At 59.4% G+C, this 12604-nt stretch carries 14 protein-coding genes; 4 read left to right on the top strand and 10 right to left on the bottom strand.

What is annotated here, in order from left to right; all coding sequences use genetic code 11:
* Positions 1-47 precede the first annotated feature (47 nt).
* From AC1D19_RS09540 to exbB, 3 genes are read right to left on the bottom strand one after another with little or no spacing between them, the layout of a single operon-like run.
* Entirely contained in the window at positions 48-797 is a 750-nt protein-coding gene (locus tag AC1D19_RS09540) for an energy transducer TonB family protein (RefSeq protein ID WP_477763047.1), read from the bottom strand.
* The gene (gene exbD, locus AC1D19_RS09535; protein ID WP_007975187.1) at positions 794-1222 is read right to left on the bottom strand and encodes a TonB system transport protein ExbD; all 429 of its coding nucleotides are present in this window, start codon (positions 1220-1222) and stop codon (positions 794-796) included. Before exbD ends, AC1D19_RS09540 begins: the two co-directional genes overlap by 4 nt.
* A gap of 6 nt (positions 1223-1228) precedes the next feature.
* A complete protein-coding gene (exbB, locus tag AC1D19_RS09530) occupies positions 1229-2200 on the bottom strand; it encodes a tonB-system energizer ExbB (protein WP_477763046.1) in 972 nt (323 codons plus the stop codon).
* Between the two features lie 188 nt (positions 2201-2388).
* On the opposite strand from exbB, the gene AC1D19_RS09525 reads away from it, so the two are divergent.
* Positions 2389-3246: an SDR family oxidoreductase gene (locus AC1D19_RS09525; RefSeq protein ID WP_477763045.1), complete on the top strand. Its 858-nt coding sequence runs from the start codon at positions 2389-2391 to the stop codon at positions 3244-3246.
* Positions 3247-3373: 127 nt separating this feature from the next.
* Here the strand turns inward: AC1D19_RS09525 and AC1D19_RS09520 are convergent, their stop codons facing one another.
* The 6 genes from AC1D19_RS09520 to AC1D19_RS09495 form a co-directional block, all read right to left on the bottom strand.
* The gene (locus AC1D19_RS09520) at positions 3374-4114 is read right to left on the bottom strand and encodes a hypothetical protein (protein WP_477752263.1); all 741 of its coding nucleotides are present in this window, start codon (positions 4112-4114) and stop codon (positions 3374-3376) included.
* A gap of 67 nt (positions 4115-4181) precedes the next feature.
* Positions 4182-4562 carry a RidA family protein gene (locus AC1D19_RS09515; protein ID WP_003229509.1) on the bottom strand — a complete coding sequence of 127 codons (381 nt, stop codon included), beginning with the start codon at positions 4560-4562 and terminating at the stop codon, positions 4182-4184.
* 28 nt (positions 4563-4590) lie between these two features.
* Complete coding sequence (gene spoT / locus AC1D19_RS09510) at positions 4591-6696, bottom strand: bifunctional GTP diphosphokinase/guanosine-3',5'-bis pyrophosphate 3'-pyrophosphohydrolase (protein WP_477763044.1); 2106 nt, start codon at positions 6694-6696, stop codon at positions 4591-4593.
* Between the two features lie 57 nt (positions 6697-6753).
* The gene (rpoZ, locus tag AC1D19_RS09505) at positions 6754-7017 is read right to left on the bottom strand and encodes a DNA-directed RNA polymerase subunit omega (RefSeq protein ID WP_007921129.1); all 264 of its coding nucleotides are present in this window, start codon (positions 7015-7017) and stop codon (positions 6754-6756) included.
* A gap of 167 nt (positions 7018-7184) precedes the next feature.
* On the bottom strand, positions 7185-7805 hold the full coding sequence (gmk, locus tag AC1D19_RS09500) for a guanylate kinase (protein ID WP_046038947.1): 621 nt from the start codon (positions 7803-7805) through the stop codon (positions 7185-7187).
* A 12-nt stretch (positions 7806-7817) separates the two neighbouring features.
* Positions 7818-8681 (bottom strand): YicC/YloC family endoribonuclease, encoded by an 864-nt coding sequence (locus tag AC1D19_RS09495; RefSeq protein WP_477763043.1) that lies wholly within the window; start codon positions 8679-8681, stop codon positions 7818-7820.
* Between the two features lie 268 nt (positions 8682-8949).
* Between AC1D19_RS09495 and rph the strand changes: the two genes are divergently transcribed.
* From rph to gltS, 3 genes are all read left to right on the top strand, one after another.
* Entirely contained in the window at positions 8950-9672 is a 723-nt protein-coding gene (gene rph / locus AC1D19_RS09490; protein WP_477763042.1) for a ribonuclease PH, read from the top strand.
* 28 nt (positions 9673-9700) lie between these two features.
* Positions 9701-10069 carry a DUF4870 domain-containing protein gene (locus AC1D19_RS09485; RefSeq protein ID WP_477763041.1) on the top strand — a complete coding sequence of 123 codons (369 nt, stop codon included), beginning with the start codon at positions 9701-9703 and terminating at the stop codon, positions 10067-10069.
* A gap of 383 nt (positions 10070-10452) precedes the next feature.
* A complete protein-coding gene (gene gltS, locus AC1D19_RS09480; RefSeq protein WP_477752266.1) occupies positions 10453-11658 on the top strand; it encodes a sodium/glutamate symporter in 1206 nt (401 codons plus the stop codon).
* A gap of 106 nt (positions 11659-11764) precedes the next feature.
* Here the strand turns inward: gltS and AC1D19_RS09475 are convergent, their stop codons facing one another.
* Positions 11765-12544, bottom strand: coding sequence for an exodeoxyribonuclease III (locus AC1D19_RS09475; protein WP_003176915.1), 780 nt, complete (start codon positions 12542-12544; stop codon positions 11765-11767).
* Between the last annotated feature and the right edge of the window lie 60 nt (positions 12545-12604).

The following is a 12604-nucleotide window of genomic DNA, read 5'->3' as shown; positions in this document are numbered from 1 at the left end:
TACATCAACCTGTGTAGGAGCTGCCGAAGGCTGCGATCTTTTGATTGTTAACGCCGGCGTTTTTCCAGCGAGTAAACAAAGGGGGCAACAATTTCGATGGAGCCATTGGTCAGCATGTCGGACGGTGGTTTGGGCAGCGGTTGAGCGCGGCGGATCATTTCCAGGGTGGCCCGGTCCAGATCGGCAGTGCCCGAGGCGCCGACCAGCTCAAACGACAACACATTGCCTTCGGCATCCACGACGAAACGCAGACGGTTCATGCCTTCCTTGCCCCGCGCCTGGGCACTTGCAGGGTACTTCTTGTACTTCTGCAGGTGCGCCAGCAAGGTGCCTTGCCAGCTGGCCTTGGCCGCCAGTTGAGCTGACGAAGGGCCGGGCGCAGGCTGGGCGGATTTCTCCGTTGGCGTTTGAGTCTGTTGCGTTTCGGCCGGTTTCTCTTCGGCCGGCTTTTCTTTCGGCGGTTCGGGTTTCTTCTCTACCGGCTTGGGCGGCTGCGGCTTCGGCTTGGGTTTGACCGGCTTGGGCACGGCAATTTCAGCTTTCGGCGCTTCGGCGAGCTTGGGTATCGGCAGTTCTTCAACCGGAGCCGGTGGCTGCGGCGGGGTGACGACCTTCGGCGGAGCAGGCGGTGGCGGGGCAGGAACCGGTGCCAGTTCGACCATCATTGCCTGAGGGGGCAATTCGATGGGCGGACGGCCGGACCAGTTCAGCGCCAGCGCGATGGCCAGCGCGTGAACACCCAGCACTACTGCCAGGCTACCGCTGTAACGCGTCAGCTTATGGCGCGTCGTGATCATTTCTTGGCTGCCGTCTCGAGACCGACCAGACCCACCTTCAGGTAACCGGCGGAGCGCAGGTTGTCCATCACGCTCATCAGGTCGCCGTAATCCACGCCTTTGTCGGCCTGGAAGAAGATCGTCGTGTCTTTCTTGCCCTGGGTCCTGGCGTCGAGCGTGGCGCCGAGTGCTTCGGCTTTCACCTCGTCTTCGCCGAGGAACAGGCGCTGGTCAGCCTTGACGCTGAGGAACACCGGTTTCTCTGGCCGCGGCGCCGGCTTGGCGGTCGAGGCGGGCAGGTCGACCTTGATGTCCACGGTGGCCAGCGGGGCCGCCACCATGAAGATGATCAACAGCACCAGCATCACGTCGATGAACGGCGTGACGTTGATTTCGTGGTTTTCGGACAGATCGTCGTCTGCCCCTTCTTTCAAATGCAGGCCCATGGCCGATTACCCCACTTTCACCATGTGCGGTTGCGAGCTGCGCTCAGGCTGGTGGTCGAGGTCGCGGCTGACCAGCAGCAGGACCTGTGCCGACGCGTCGGACACCTGAGCCTTGTAACCGGCAATGGAGCGGGCAAAGACGTTGTAGATCACGACCGCAGGGATCGCTGCAACCAGGCCCAGCGCGGTAGCCAACAGGGCTTCGGCGATGCCGGGAGCGACGACGGCGAGGTTGGTGGTCTGGGTCTTGGCAATGCCGATGAAGCTGTTCATGATGCCCCAAACGGTGCCGAACAGGCCGACAAACGGGGCAGTGGAACCGATGGTGGCGAGTACGCCGGTGCCGCTGCTCATGTTACGACCGCAGGCCGCGACCAGGCGCTCAAGACGGAAGCTCACGCGTTCCTTGATGCCTTCCTTCTCGCGGCTGTTGACCGACAGGCGCATCTCTTCGAGGGCGTCGTGCACCAGCAGGTTGGCCAGGGTGCCTTCCTTCGCCGCAGTGGCGCTGGCTTCCTTGAGGGAGGCGGATTTTTTCAGTTGGGCGATTTCACCGCGCAGACGACGCTTGGCGCCCATCAGCTCAAGACCCTTGGCGATCCAGATGGTCCAGGTGATGATCGAGGCGATGGCCAGGCCGATCATCACGATTTTTACGATGATGTCGGCGTTCTTGTACATGCCCCACGGCGACAGGTCATGGGCCATGCCCAGGGTGTTGTCGGCTTCGAGGACTTCAGGGGCGTCTTCACCTAGCGTTTCTGCCGGTGCGGCCTGGGCCGGATCGGTCGCGCCCGGAGCAGCGACCGGTGTGGCGTGATCGGCCGGAGCAGGTGCGGTGGCGGCTGGTGTGGCTGGCGCCTGGGCATCGGCGAAAGCGGCGACTGGCGCGAGCATCAGGCTGAGGAGCAGGGCGGCCACCGCGCTCCAGGCGCGAGGTCGTTTGGTTGGCGAAGCGGAGAATTGATTACGTGTCATGCTGGCCGGACCTGAGAGAAAAAACGGGTGATGTTCTTCCAGGCCTCGAAAGGCCGAGAACAAAAGTGGGGCGCATTATTGCAATTAATTCTTGTTAACAGAAGTAATAGCGTCTCTTTTTTTCCTGCATTGCTAGCCGCCTATCTATTGCCGGCGCTAGTCTGTGGCTTTCCGATGGGAGTTTTCTGATGTCTGCGCCTACTGTTTTGATCGCCGGCTGCGGTGATGTCGGCAGCCGCCTGGCCACACAATTGCTGGCGACGGGGTGGGAGGTCCATGGTCTGCGACGCGACGTTTCACGCCTGCCCAACGGCGTTATCGGTGTTGCTGGTGACCTGTTCAACAAAGATTGCCCGGCCACTTGGCCAATTGGCGCCGTGGATTACCTGGTGTATTGCGCGGCGGCCACCGATCACGATGAAGCCGGTTACCGTGCTGCCTATGTCCAGGGCCTGGAGCATGTGCTGGAGTGGCTGAACGACTACGGGCAGGTGCCCAATCGCCTGTTGTTTGTTTCCAGTAGCAGTGTTTACGGGCAACAGGAGGGCGAGTGGGTCGACGAAACTTCGCCAGCCGTGGCGGCAGGTTATTCCGGACGTGTGATGCTCGAAGCCGAGCAACTTGCCCTTAAAAGCGGCATTGCGGCCAGTATCGTGCGCTTGACCGGCATTTACGGCCCTGGCCGTGAATGGCTGCTGACGCAGGTGCGCCGGGGTTATCGCGTAGCGGTCGAACCACCGTTGTATGCCAACCGGATTCATGCGGACGATGCCGCGGGGTTGATAGCGTGCCTGCTTGAGGCGGATCGACGTGGTGTGGCGCTGGATGATATCTACATCGGCGTCGATGACGCACCGGCAGCGCTGGCCGATGTGGTGGGCTGGTTGCGTGAGTATCTGGGTGTGACTGAATGGGCCGATGACGACAGCGTGCGTCGCACTGGCAGCAAACGCTGCAGTAATGCGCGGGCTAAAGCCTTGGGCTGGACGCCGAAGTACCCGAGTTTTCGCGAGGGGTATGCGGCGATCATTGAAGGGCGCTGCTGACCTTCAGGCACCCTGAAACAACTGTGGGAGCGAGCCTGCTCGCGATGAGGCAATAACATTCAACATCATCGTTGACTGTCATGCCGCCATCGCGAGCAGGCTCGCTCCCACATGGGTTATGCGTAGGTTATTGCTTCTCGAGCAACCACTTGCGCTCGCCCGGCGTAAACGAGGGCATCTCGTCAGCCTGCGCCGTGTTCACGGTCTGGAAAATCTCCAGCTCTTTGCCCTTTCGCGCAAAGATCCAGGCGTTGCCCTGGCCATTTTGTTGCAGCCACATGTTGTCGTTGCCGCCGCTCATGGATGCGCAATCGCCGGCCAGGCACAGCGCATAGCGGTCGCTGCCTGGCAGGCCGGTCACCTGGCCATCGGCCTGGAATTGAACCGTGTTGCCTTCGCCTGGGCCGTTGACGATTGTCCAGCCGCCGCCCATGTAGGCTGAATACAGCGCACGTTCGAAGCTGGCGCCCATCGGTGCGCCATCCGGTACCTGGATCTGTACGCGGTCGAAGACTTGCTCAGGCTCATTGTCGCTGGCGGACTGGCTCAGTTGCTTGCCGTCACGCTTCAACTCACTGGCCGAGCTGCCATAAAAGTCGACTTTCCAGGCGCCGGACTCTTCACCCAGCAGCTTGCCGTCGACATTTTCAAAACCGTTGGTGTAGCGGGCCTGACCAGCCTTGGTGTTGATGTCCCATTCCAGGTTCGGGCCATTGGCCTGGAGCGCTTCGCGCAGGGGGACACCTTTGGATGCAGCGTCAATCGCCATCTGGTTGATCCAGGTGCCGCTGATGTCACGGTCGGCAGGGTTGCTGGCACATCCGCCCAGGAACAGGGCGAGCAGCGAGAGAGCAAGCGCGTTGCGCATGGTGAAATCCTTTCAAACTTTCTTTACAGCAGAGCAGTCGACGCAGCCTTGGGCTGCGCCGCACGCATTACTCGATGACCAGGATGGCATCCATTTCAACCTGCGAACCCTTTGGCAGGGCTGCTACACCGATGGCGGCGCGGGCAGGGTAAGGCTGGTCGAAGTACTTGCCCATGATCTCGTTGACCTTGGCGAAGTGGCTCAGGTCGGTGAGGAAGATGTTCAGCTTGACGATGTCCTTGAACGAACCGCCAGCGGCTTCAGCCACGGCCTTGAGGTTCTCGAACACCTGGACGGTCTGGGCTTCGAAGCCTTCAACCAGTTCCATGGTTTTTGGGTCCAGGGGAATCTGACCCGACATGTAAACGGTGTTGCCAGCCTTGATCGCCTGGGAGTAAGTACCGATGGCGGCCGGGGCCTTGTCGCTGGTGATAACAGTCTTGGTCATGTATGACTCCTTGTAATGAGTTGGCGAGCTATGCACGCATGCGGGTGATGCGAATCACCCCGGACAAGGCGCGCAGTTTCTTGATCACGCGGGCCAGGTGCACGCGGTCGTGCACGCTGACCACCAACTGGACCACGCTGATGCGACCATCGCGTTCGTCCATGCTGATTTTCTCGATATTGCCGTCGGCCGCGTTGACGCTGCTGGCCAGCAGGGCGATCAGGCCGCGCTGGTGCTCCAGCTCGACGCGCAGCTCGACGTTGAATTCGCCGGTGACATCCTTGGCCCACGAGAGCTGGATGCATTTTTCCGGGTTGTGCCGGATTTCGCTGATGTTGCGGCAATTATCCAGGTGCACGACCATGCCTTTGCCGGCAGACAGGTGACCGACAATCGGGTCGCCCGGGATCGGCGTGCAGCACTTGGCGTAGCTGAGCACCAGGCCCTCGGTGCCGCGAATCGCCAGCGGGCCTTCCGGACTTGGCAAATGTTCGCCTTCGCCCAGCAGTCGGCGGGCCACCACATAGGCCATGCGATTGCCCAGACCGATGTCTTCGAGCAAATCTTCGATCAGTTCGAGACGGTACTCGATAAGCATGGCCTTGACGCGTTCGGCCGGGACTTTCTCCAGCGCGCTGTCGAAACCGTTGAGGACCTTGTTCAGCAGGCGTTCGCCGAGGCTGATGGATTCGGAACGGCGTTGCAGCTTCAGTGCGTGGCGGATGTGCGTGCGCGCCTTGCCGGTGACCACGAAGTTGAGCCAGGCCGGGTTCGGCCGCGCGCCGGGAGCGCTGACGATCTCGACCGTGGAGCCGCTTTGCAGCGGTTCGGACAGCGGCGCGAGTCGACGATTGATCCGGCAGGCGATGCAGCTGTTGCCGACGTCGGTATGTACCGCGTAAGCGAAGTCGACCGCCGTAGAGCCCTTGGGCAGCTCCATGATCCGGCCTTTGGGCGTGAACACGTAGACCTCGTCCGGGAACAGGTCGATCTTCACACTTTCGATGAATTCCAGTGAGTTGCCGGCGCGTTGCTGCATTTCCAGCACGCCCTTGACCCACTGGCGGGCGCGGGCATGAGTGCCTTTCGGCTGCTCGTCACCGCTGGACTTGTACAGCCAATGGGCGGCGATGCCGTTGTTGGCCATCTCTTCCATTTCGCGGGTGCGGATCTGGATCTCGATCGGTACGCCGTGCATGCCGAACAGCGTGGTGTGCAGCGACTGATAGCCGTTGGCCTTGGGGATCGCGATGTAATCCTTGAAGCGTCCCGGCAGTGGCTTGTACAAATTATGTACAGCGCCCAGCACGCGGTAGCAGGTATCGACCTTGTCGACGATGATCCGGAACGCGTAGACGTCCATGATCTCGTTGAAGGCCCGACGCTTGCCGCGCATTTTCTTGTAGATGCCGTAGAGGTGTTTCTGCCGGCCGCTGACCTCGCCCTGGATGCCATCGATGGCCAGGCAGTGGCTCAAGGACTCTTCAATCTTGTTGACGATTTCCTTGCGGTTGCCCCGGGCGCGTTTGACCGCCTGGTAGATCCGCGCGGAACGCATCGGGTGCATGGCCTTGAAGCCGAGGTCTTCGAATTCTATGCGGATGGCGTGCATGCCCAGCCGGTTGGCGATGGGCGCATAAATTTCCAGGGTTTCCTTGGCGATGCGTCGGCGTTTTTCGCCGGACAACACTTCCAGGGTGCGCATGTTGTGCAGGCGGTCGGCCAGCTTGACCAGGATCACGCGAATGTCGCGGGCCATGGCCATGGCCATTTTCTGGAAGTTTTCGGCTTGTGCCTCGGCCTTGGTCTCGAAGTTCATCTGGGTCAGTTTACTGACCCCGTCGACCAGTTCGGCCACGGTTTCGCCGAACTGCGCTTGCAGCGCTTCCTTGGCGATACCGGTGTCTTCGATCACGTCATGCAGCATTGCAGCCATCAGGCTCTGATGGTCCATGTGCATGTCGGCAAGAATATTCGCAACCGCGAGTGGGTGCGTGACGTACGCCTCGCCGCTACGGCGGCGTTGGCCGTCGTGGGCTTGTTCGGCGTAGAAATACGCTCGGCGGACCAGGTTGACCTGGTCGTTGCCGAGGTAGGTCGATAAGCGATCGGCGAGGGCGTCTATGCTCGGCATGATATCTCCTGCCGTAAGCTTTTATCCCGCGCCGTGCTACGTCGACCAGGCATAGGCTTAGACGGCCTCGTTGGACTCGTCCTCGAATGCAGCAAAAAGCGGTTCATCTTCAACGATTTCGGCTTCGGCGATAGCTGCGTAGTCGATCAGGCCTTCAGCGATTTCGCGCAGGGCGACGACGGTAGGCTTGTCGTTTTCCCATGCTACTTTCGGCTCTTTGCCCCCGGTGGCCAGTTGACGGGCACGCTTGGTAGAGAGCATGACCAGCTCAAAGCGGTTATCCACGTGTTCTAGGCAGTCTTCAACGGTTACGCGGGCCATGGTCTTCCTCGTAGCAAATGCAATATGCGCGCTGCCCGGATGGGCGAGCGGACTCAACAGTTTAAAAAATCACCAGCGATTAGGGAAGCGCTGATTTTTTGACCAAGCCCCACAACGCGCTGCAAGTGCCAATGTAAAGCCCTTGCAGCGGTTTTGGGAAGAGCTGATTAACCGAGCAATTCAGCCAGCAATTTGCCGTGACGCTGCTGCTGACGCTTTTGAATCAGCTGATTGGCGCGGAAAATCGCCTTCAGATCGTGCAGCGCGTGGGCGAAATCGTCGTTGATGATCAGGTAGTCGTAGTCGACGTAGTGGCTCATTTCGCTGACGGCTTCGCGCATCCGGCCGTCAATGACTTCGTCACTGTCCTGGCCGCGATTGGTCAGGCGCTGGTGCAGGGCCTGCAATGACGGCGGCAGAATGAAGATCGAGCGGGCCTGAGGCATCAGCTTGCGCACTTGCTCGGCACCTTGCCAGTCGATTTCCAGAATCAGGTCGTGGCCTTCGTCCAGTGTCTGCTGCAGGTGGCTTTGCGACGTGCCGTAGAGATTGCCGAACACTTCGGCGCGCTCAAGAAAATCCCCGTGTTCGATCATCTTCACGAACTCGCTGCGGTCGACGAAGTGATAGTTCACGCCATTCACTTCACCGGGGCGCATGGCGCGGGTGGTGTGGGAGACCGAGACGCGGATCTCCGGATTGGCGTCGGTCAGGGCCTTGACCAGACTGCTCTTGCCCGCGCCCGAAGGGGCGGAAATGATGTACAGGGTGCCGGTGCTGTGTGTCATGTCGGGGTAGCCTTACTCAATATTCTGCACTTGTTCGCGCATCTGCTCGATCAACACCTTGAGGTTGACCGCAGCCTGGGTGCTGCGCGGGTCGAAGGCTTTGGAGCCCAGTGTATTGGCTTCGCGGTTGAGTTCCTGCATCAGGAAGTCCAGGCGCCGACCGGCGGCGCCGCCGGATTTGAGCACCCGGCGAACTTCGATGATGTGAGTACTCAGGCGATCCAGTTCTTCGGCGACGTCGCTTTTTTGCGCGAGCATGACCATTTCCTGCTCCAGGCGCTGCGGATCCATCTCGGCCTTCATGTCGGCGAAGCGGTCGAGGACTTTCTGGCGCTGGGTGGCGAGCATTTGCGGGACCAGTTCGCGCAAGGTCACCACGTCTTCTTCGATGGAGCTCAGGCGCTCGTTGATCAGCCGCGCCAGCTCCGCGCCTTCGCGCTCGCGGCCGGCCTTCAGTTCCTTGAGACCCTGATTGAACAGTGCCAGCGCTTCGGCGTTCAAGGCTTGCGGGTCGGTGGCGTCGCCTACCAGTACGCCGGGCCAGGCCAGGACTTCCAGCGGGTTCAGCGCTGCCGGATTTTTGATCAGGCTGGCGATGGTCTCGGCGGCGGCGACCAGTTGCGCGGCACGCTCCTGATCGATTTGCAGCGCTTTGCCGATGTTTTCTTCGGTGAAGCGCAGGGTGCATTCGAGCTTGCCCCGCGATATACCCTGGCGCAGGGCTTCACGAACAGCGCCCTCGAGGTCGCGAAAGGACTCCGGCAGGCGCAGGTGGGGTTCCAGGTAGCGGCTGTTGACCGACCGCAGCTCCCAGCTCAGGGTGCCCTGGACGCCGGCGTTTTCGACGCGGGCGAAGGCGGTCATGCTGTGCACCATGGCGGTACCTCGCAATGCAGATCGGCACCGAACCGAGGTTCCGGGAATCCGATATCAATGAATTAAAGCCGACTGGCAGCAAAGGCGCAGGATTGTAGCGCAGTGACGCGGATGCGCCCAAACACACGGTGTGACAAAGAGCGGCAGGCCTGCACCGACGCGCGGTACAGAGCCCTCGGTCGTCGGCGGATTTTTTTAGACGTGCCCAGTGGCGGCCGTCGGCTCTATAATGCTCCGCAGTTTTCCGTCCCCAGTACAGGTACTCCCTATGATACGTCCAAGTGGTCGCGCTGCCGATCAGCTCCGCTCGATCCGCATCACCCGCAACTACACCAAACACGCCGAGGGTTCTGTGCTGGTCGAGTTCGGTGATACCAAGGTCATCTGCACCGTCAGCGTTGAGCCGGGCGTACCGCGTTTCCTGAAAGGCCAGGGCCAGGGTTGGTTGACAGCCGAGTACGGCATGCTGCCGCGCGCTACCGGCGAGCGTAACCAGCGTGAAGCCAGCCGTGGCAAGCAAGGCGGTCGCACCTTGGAAATCCAGCGTCTGATCGGTCGCTCCCTGCGCGCTGCGCTGGACATGTCCAAGCTGGGCGACGTCACCCTGTACGTCGACTGCGATGTGATCCAGGCCGATGGCGGCACCCGCACGGCTTCGATCACCGGCTCCATGGTTGCGCTGATCGATGCCTTGAAAGTCATCAAGAAGCGTGGCGGTCTGAAGGGGGGTGACCCGGTCAAGCAGATGATCGCTGCTGTTTCCGTGGGCATGTACAAGGGTGAGCCTGTTCTTGACCTCGACTACCTGGAAGACTCGGCCGCCGAGACGGACCTGAACGTGGTGATGACCAGCGCTGGTGGTTTCATTGAAGTCCAGGGCACTGCCGAAGGCGCGCCGTTCCAGCCTGAAGAGTTGAACGCCATGCTCGAGCTGGCGAAGAAAGGCATGAACGAGATCTTCGAACTGCAAAAGGCCGTATTGGCCGACTGATCGGACTGCTCCAGGCAAGGAGGACACCATGAGTGACGAGCAACTGCCACTGCCCACGCCGAACCAAGAGGTGCGTCAGTGGGCCATGTTTTGCCACTTGTCCGCCTTGCTGGGGATCTGGATTCCGTTTGGCACGATCATCGGCCCGCTGATTCTCTGGCAGATGAAACGCGAGATGGACCCGTTCATCGATGCCCAGGGCAAGGAAGCGCTGAACTTTCAGATCTCCGTCGCCATTGCCTCGGCCATTTGCTTCTTGCTGATGGTGGTGATTATCGGGTTCTTCCTGTTTGGCCTGATCGCGATCGGTGCGCTGGTGCTGACGATCATTGCCGGGGTGAAGGCCAATGAAGGGCAGCCTTATCGGTATCCGTTCACCTGGCGGTTGATCAAGTAAGCCAGGACGCTGGTGCTGTTTTAAGCGCAGTTCAATACAAATGCCCCGACATGTCGGGGCATTTGTATTTTTGCAATCAGATTAATCTCTAATGTTGCGTACTTGGTCGCTCGCTATTCAAATGAAGTTCATTCGTGCAAATAAAACTCCTTACACGTTTAGTCACAAACTGCAAGGCTCAGTACGGCTTGTATGCTTGGCAATGAGACTTGGCGATTGATAAAGTTGCCGCAAGTAATATTTATAAAGAAATATTTCGATATATTCGGACCATTGACGGCCTCTGAATCCAATACTAGTCAGTGTTGAGATGGATCAACCTGTTCAAGAGGCGTGTCCAGGTAAAAAGTTCGCCCCTGAATGTAAAAGCAAGAATATCCCAAATGCTTCAGCTCGATTTTTATGGAACGCTTGTCGCCGCCTCTTTAGTACTTTTGCTGGGACGCGCTCTTGTCTCACGTGTCGGCTTTTTACGTACTTATAATATCCCGGAACCTGTAGCAGGCGGCCTGGTGGTTGCCTTGGGTCTTCTGGCTTTGAGAACCCTCGATTTCGAAATCCGATTTGATACCTCGCTGCAAACTCCCTTGATGTTGGCGTTTTTTGCCACCATCGGCTTGAGTGCAGACTTCGCCAGCCTGAAGAAGGGCGGGCGCGTCGTGGGGATCTTTTTGCTGGCGGTTGTCGGACTTCTGGTGATCCAGAATGCGATGGGTATCGGGCTTGCAACGGTGCTGGGGCTCGATCCCTTGATGGGCTTGCTGACAGGCTCGATTACCTTGGCAGGCGGCCACGGTACAGGTGCTGCGTGGGGGGCGACGTTCAGCGAGAAGTTCGGTCTGGCGTCTGCCTCTGAACTGGCCATGGCCTCTGCGACGTTTGGCCTGGTGCTGGGCGGTTTGATCGGTGGGCCTGTTGCCCGCTTGCTCATCAGTCGTGTCCAGACACCCGGCTGCGAGCAGGAAAAGCCACGGTTGCCCAAGGGCTTTGAACAACCGAACAAAGAGCGCTCGATCACGTCGTTTTCGCTAGTCGAGACATTGGCTTTGATCGCTGTCAGCCTGCTGGCGGGCTCACTCCTGAATGGGTGGCTTCAGGGGACCGCATTTGAGTTGCCAACGTTTGTTTGCGTGTTGTTCGTGGGCGTGCTTTTACGGAACGGGCTTTCGGCGCTTGGCGTGTATCAGGTGTTTGAGCGTGAAGTCTCAGTGCTGGGGAACGTCAGCTTGTCGCTGTTTCTGGCGATCGCTCTGATGTCACTCAAACTGTGGGATCTGGCTGCACTGGCTTTGCCGATCTTCATCATCCTGGCTGCGCAAACGCTGGTCATGGCACTGTTCGCGATTTTTGTGACGTTCAGGATGATGGGCAGTAACTACGATGCGGCTGTACTGGCGGCAGGGCACTGCGGTTTTGGACTGGGTGCCACGCCAACGGCCATCGCTAACATGCAAGCGGTAACACAGCGCTACGGGCCTTCGCAGATAGCGTTCCTGGTGGTGCCTATGGTGGGCGCTTTCTTCATCGACATCATTAATGTCATCGTGATCAAGTTGTACCTTGCACTGCCGTTTTTCGCCGCGGTTTGAAGTTCAGGCCGTTGGGCCCCCCTGAATAGAACGCATAAAAAATGCCCGTATCTTGCGATACGGGCATTTTTTCGACCGTCTATCAGACTGTTCAGTGAAAAATCACTTAGATCGTCAGCGTCCAGTCGTAGTCCACGATCAGCGGCGCGTGTTGCGAGAACCGCGGCTGGCGTGGCAGGCGTGCACTGCGTACGAAGCGGCGCAGGCCCGGGGTCAGCAGTTGATAGTCGAAGCGCCAACCGAGGTTGAGCATCTCCGCCTGTTCGTTGTCCGGCCACCAGCTGTACTGGTCGCCTTCACGGCTGACTTCCCGCAGGGCGTCGACATAACCCATGTTGCCGACAATCTCGTCCATCCAGGCACGTTCAGGTGCCAGGAAGCCCGGAGATTGCTGGCTGTCGCGCCAGTTCTTGATATCCAGCTTCTGTTGCGCCACGTACAGCGAGCCACAATAAATGTACTCGCGACGTTTGCGTCGCTGTTTATCCAGATAACGGGCGAAGTCGTCCATTAGCTTGAACTTCTGGTTCAAGTCTTCATCGCCGTTCTGCCCCGAAGGGAGCAGCAAGGTCGCGATGCTGACCTTGTCGAAATCGGCTTGCAGGTAGCGCCCGTAGCGGTCGGCCGTCTCGAAACCGAGACCGCTGATGACAGCCTTCGGTTGCAACCGCGAATACAAAGCCACGCCGCCTTGGGCAGGGACTTCGGCATCGCAGGCATAAAGGAAGTAGCCATCCAGTTGGAAGGCTGGGTCATCCAGTTCAAAGGCGGAGGCACGGGTGTCCTGCAGGCAGATGACGTCGGCATTCTGTGCTTGCAGCCAACTGAGCAAACCACGCTCGACTGCAGCCTGAATACCATTGACGTTCACACTGATGATCCGCATAAATGGCCCCAAAAATCGCGTGCGTGTATGATACACGGCGTCAAGCTAATTAGCTAAATC

The organism is Pseudomonas sp. P1_C12 (genome assembly GCF_056406435.1).
The sequence above is the reverse complement of the archived record's forward strand: the minus strand, read 5'-3'. Positions and strand labels throughout refer to the sequence as shown.

Bases quoted from the DNA above. Each gene is read 5' to 3' on its own strand.
- rpoZ (WP_007921129.1), bottom strand. From the start codon at position 7,017: ATGGCCCGCGTAACCGTTGAAGACTGCCTAGAACACGTGGATAACCGC.
- AC1D19_RS09495 (WP_477763043.1), bottom strand. From the start codon at position 8,681: ATGGTGCACAGCATGACCGCCTTCGCCCGCGTCGAAAACGCCGGCGTC.
- gltS (WP_477752266.1), top strand. From the start codon at position 10,453: ATGCTTCAGCTCGATTTTTATGGAACGCTTGTCGCCGCCTCTTTAGTA.
- AC1D19_RS09540 (WP_477763047.1), bottom strand. From the start codon at position 797: ATGATCACGACGCGCCATAAGCTGACGCGTTACAGCGGTAGCCTGGCA.
- rph (WP_477763042.1), top strand. From the start codon at position 8,950: ATGATACGTCCAAGTGGTCGCGCTGCCGATCAGCTCCGCTCGATCCGC.
- AC1D19_RS09525 (WP_477763045.1), top strand. From the start codon at position 2,389: ATGTCTGCGCCTACTGTTTTGATCGCCGGCTGCGGTGATGTCGGCAGC.
- spoT (WP_477763044.1), bottom strand. From the start codon at position 6,696: ATGCCGAGCATAGACGCCCTCGCCGATCGCTTATCGACCTACCTCGGC.
- gmk (WP_046038947.1), bottom strand. From the start codon at position 7,805: ATGACACACAGCACCGGCACCCTGTACATCATTTCCGCCCCTTCGGGC.
- exbB (WP_477763046.1), bottom strand. From the start codon at position 2,200: ATGACACGTAATCAATTCTCCGCTTCGCCAACCAAACGACCTCGCGCC.
- AC1D19_RS09515 (WP_003229509.1), bottom strand. From the start codon at position 4,562: ATGACCAAGACTGTTATCACCAGCGACAAGGCCCCGGCCGCCATCGGT.
- AC1D19_RS09485 (WP_477763041.1), top strand. From the start codon at position 9,701: ATGAGTGACGAGCAACTGCCACTGCCCACGCCGAACCAAGAGGTGCGT.
- exbD (WP_007975187.1), bottom strand. From the start codon at position 1,222: ATGGGCCTGCATTTGAAAGAAGGGGCAGACGACGATCTGTCCGAAAAC.
- AC1D19_RS09520 (WP_477752263.1), bottom strand. From the start codon at position 4,114: ATGCGCAACGCGCTTGCTCTCTCGCTGCTCGCCCTGTTCCTGGGCGGA.
- AC1D19_RS09475 (WP_003176915.1), bottom strand. From the start codon at position 12,544: ATGCGGATCATCAGTGTGAACGTCAATGGTATTCAGGCTGCAGTCGAG.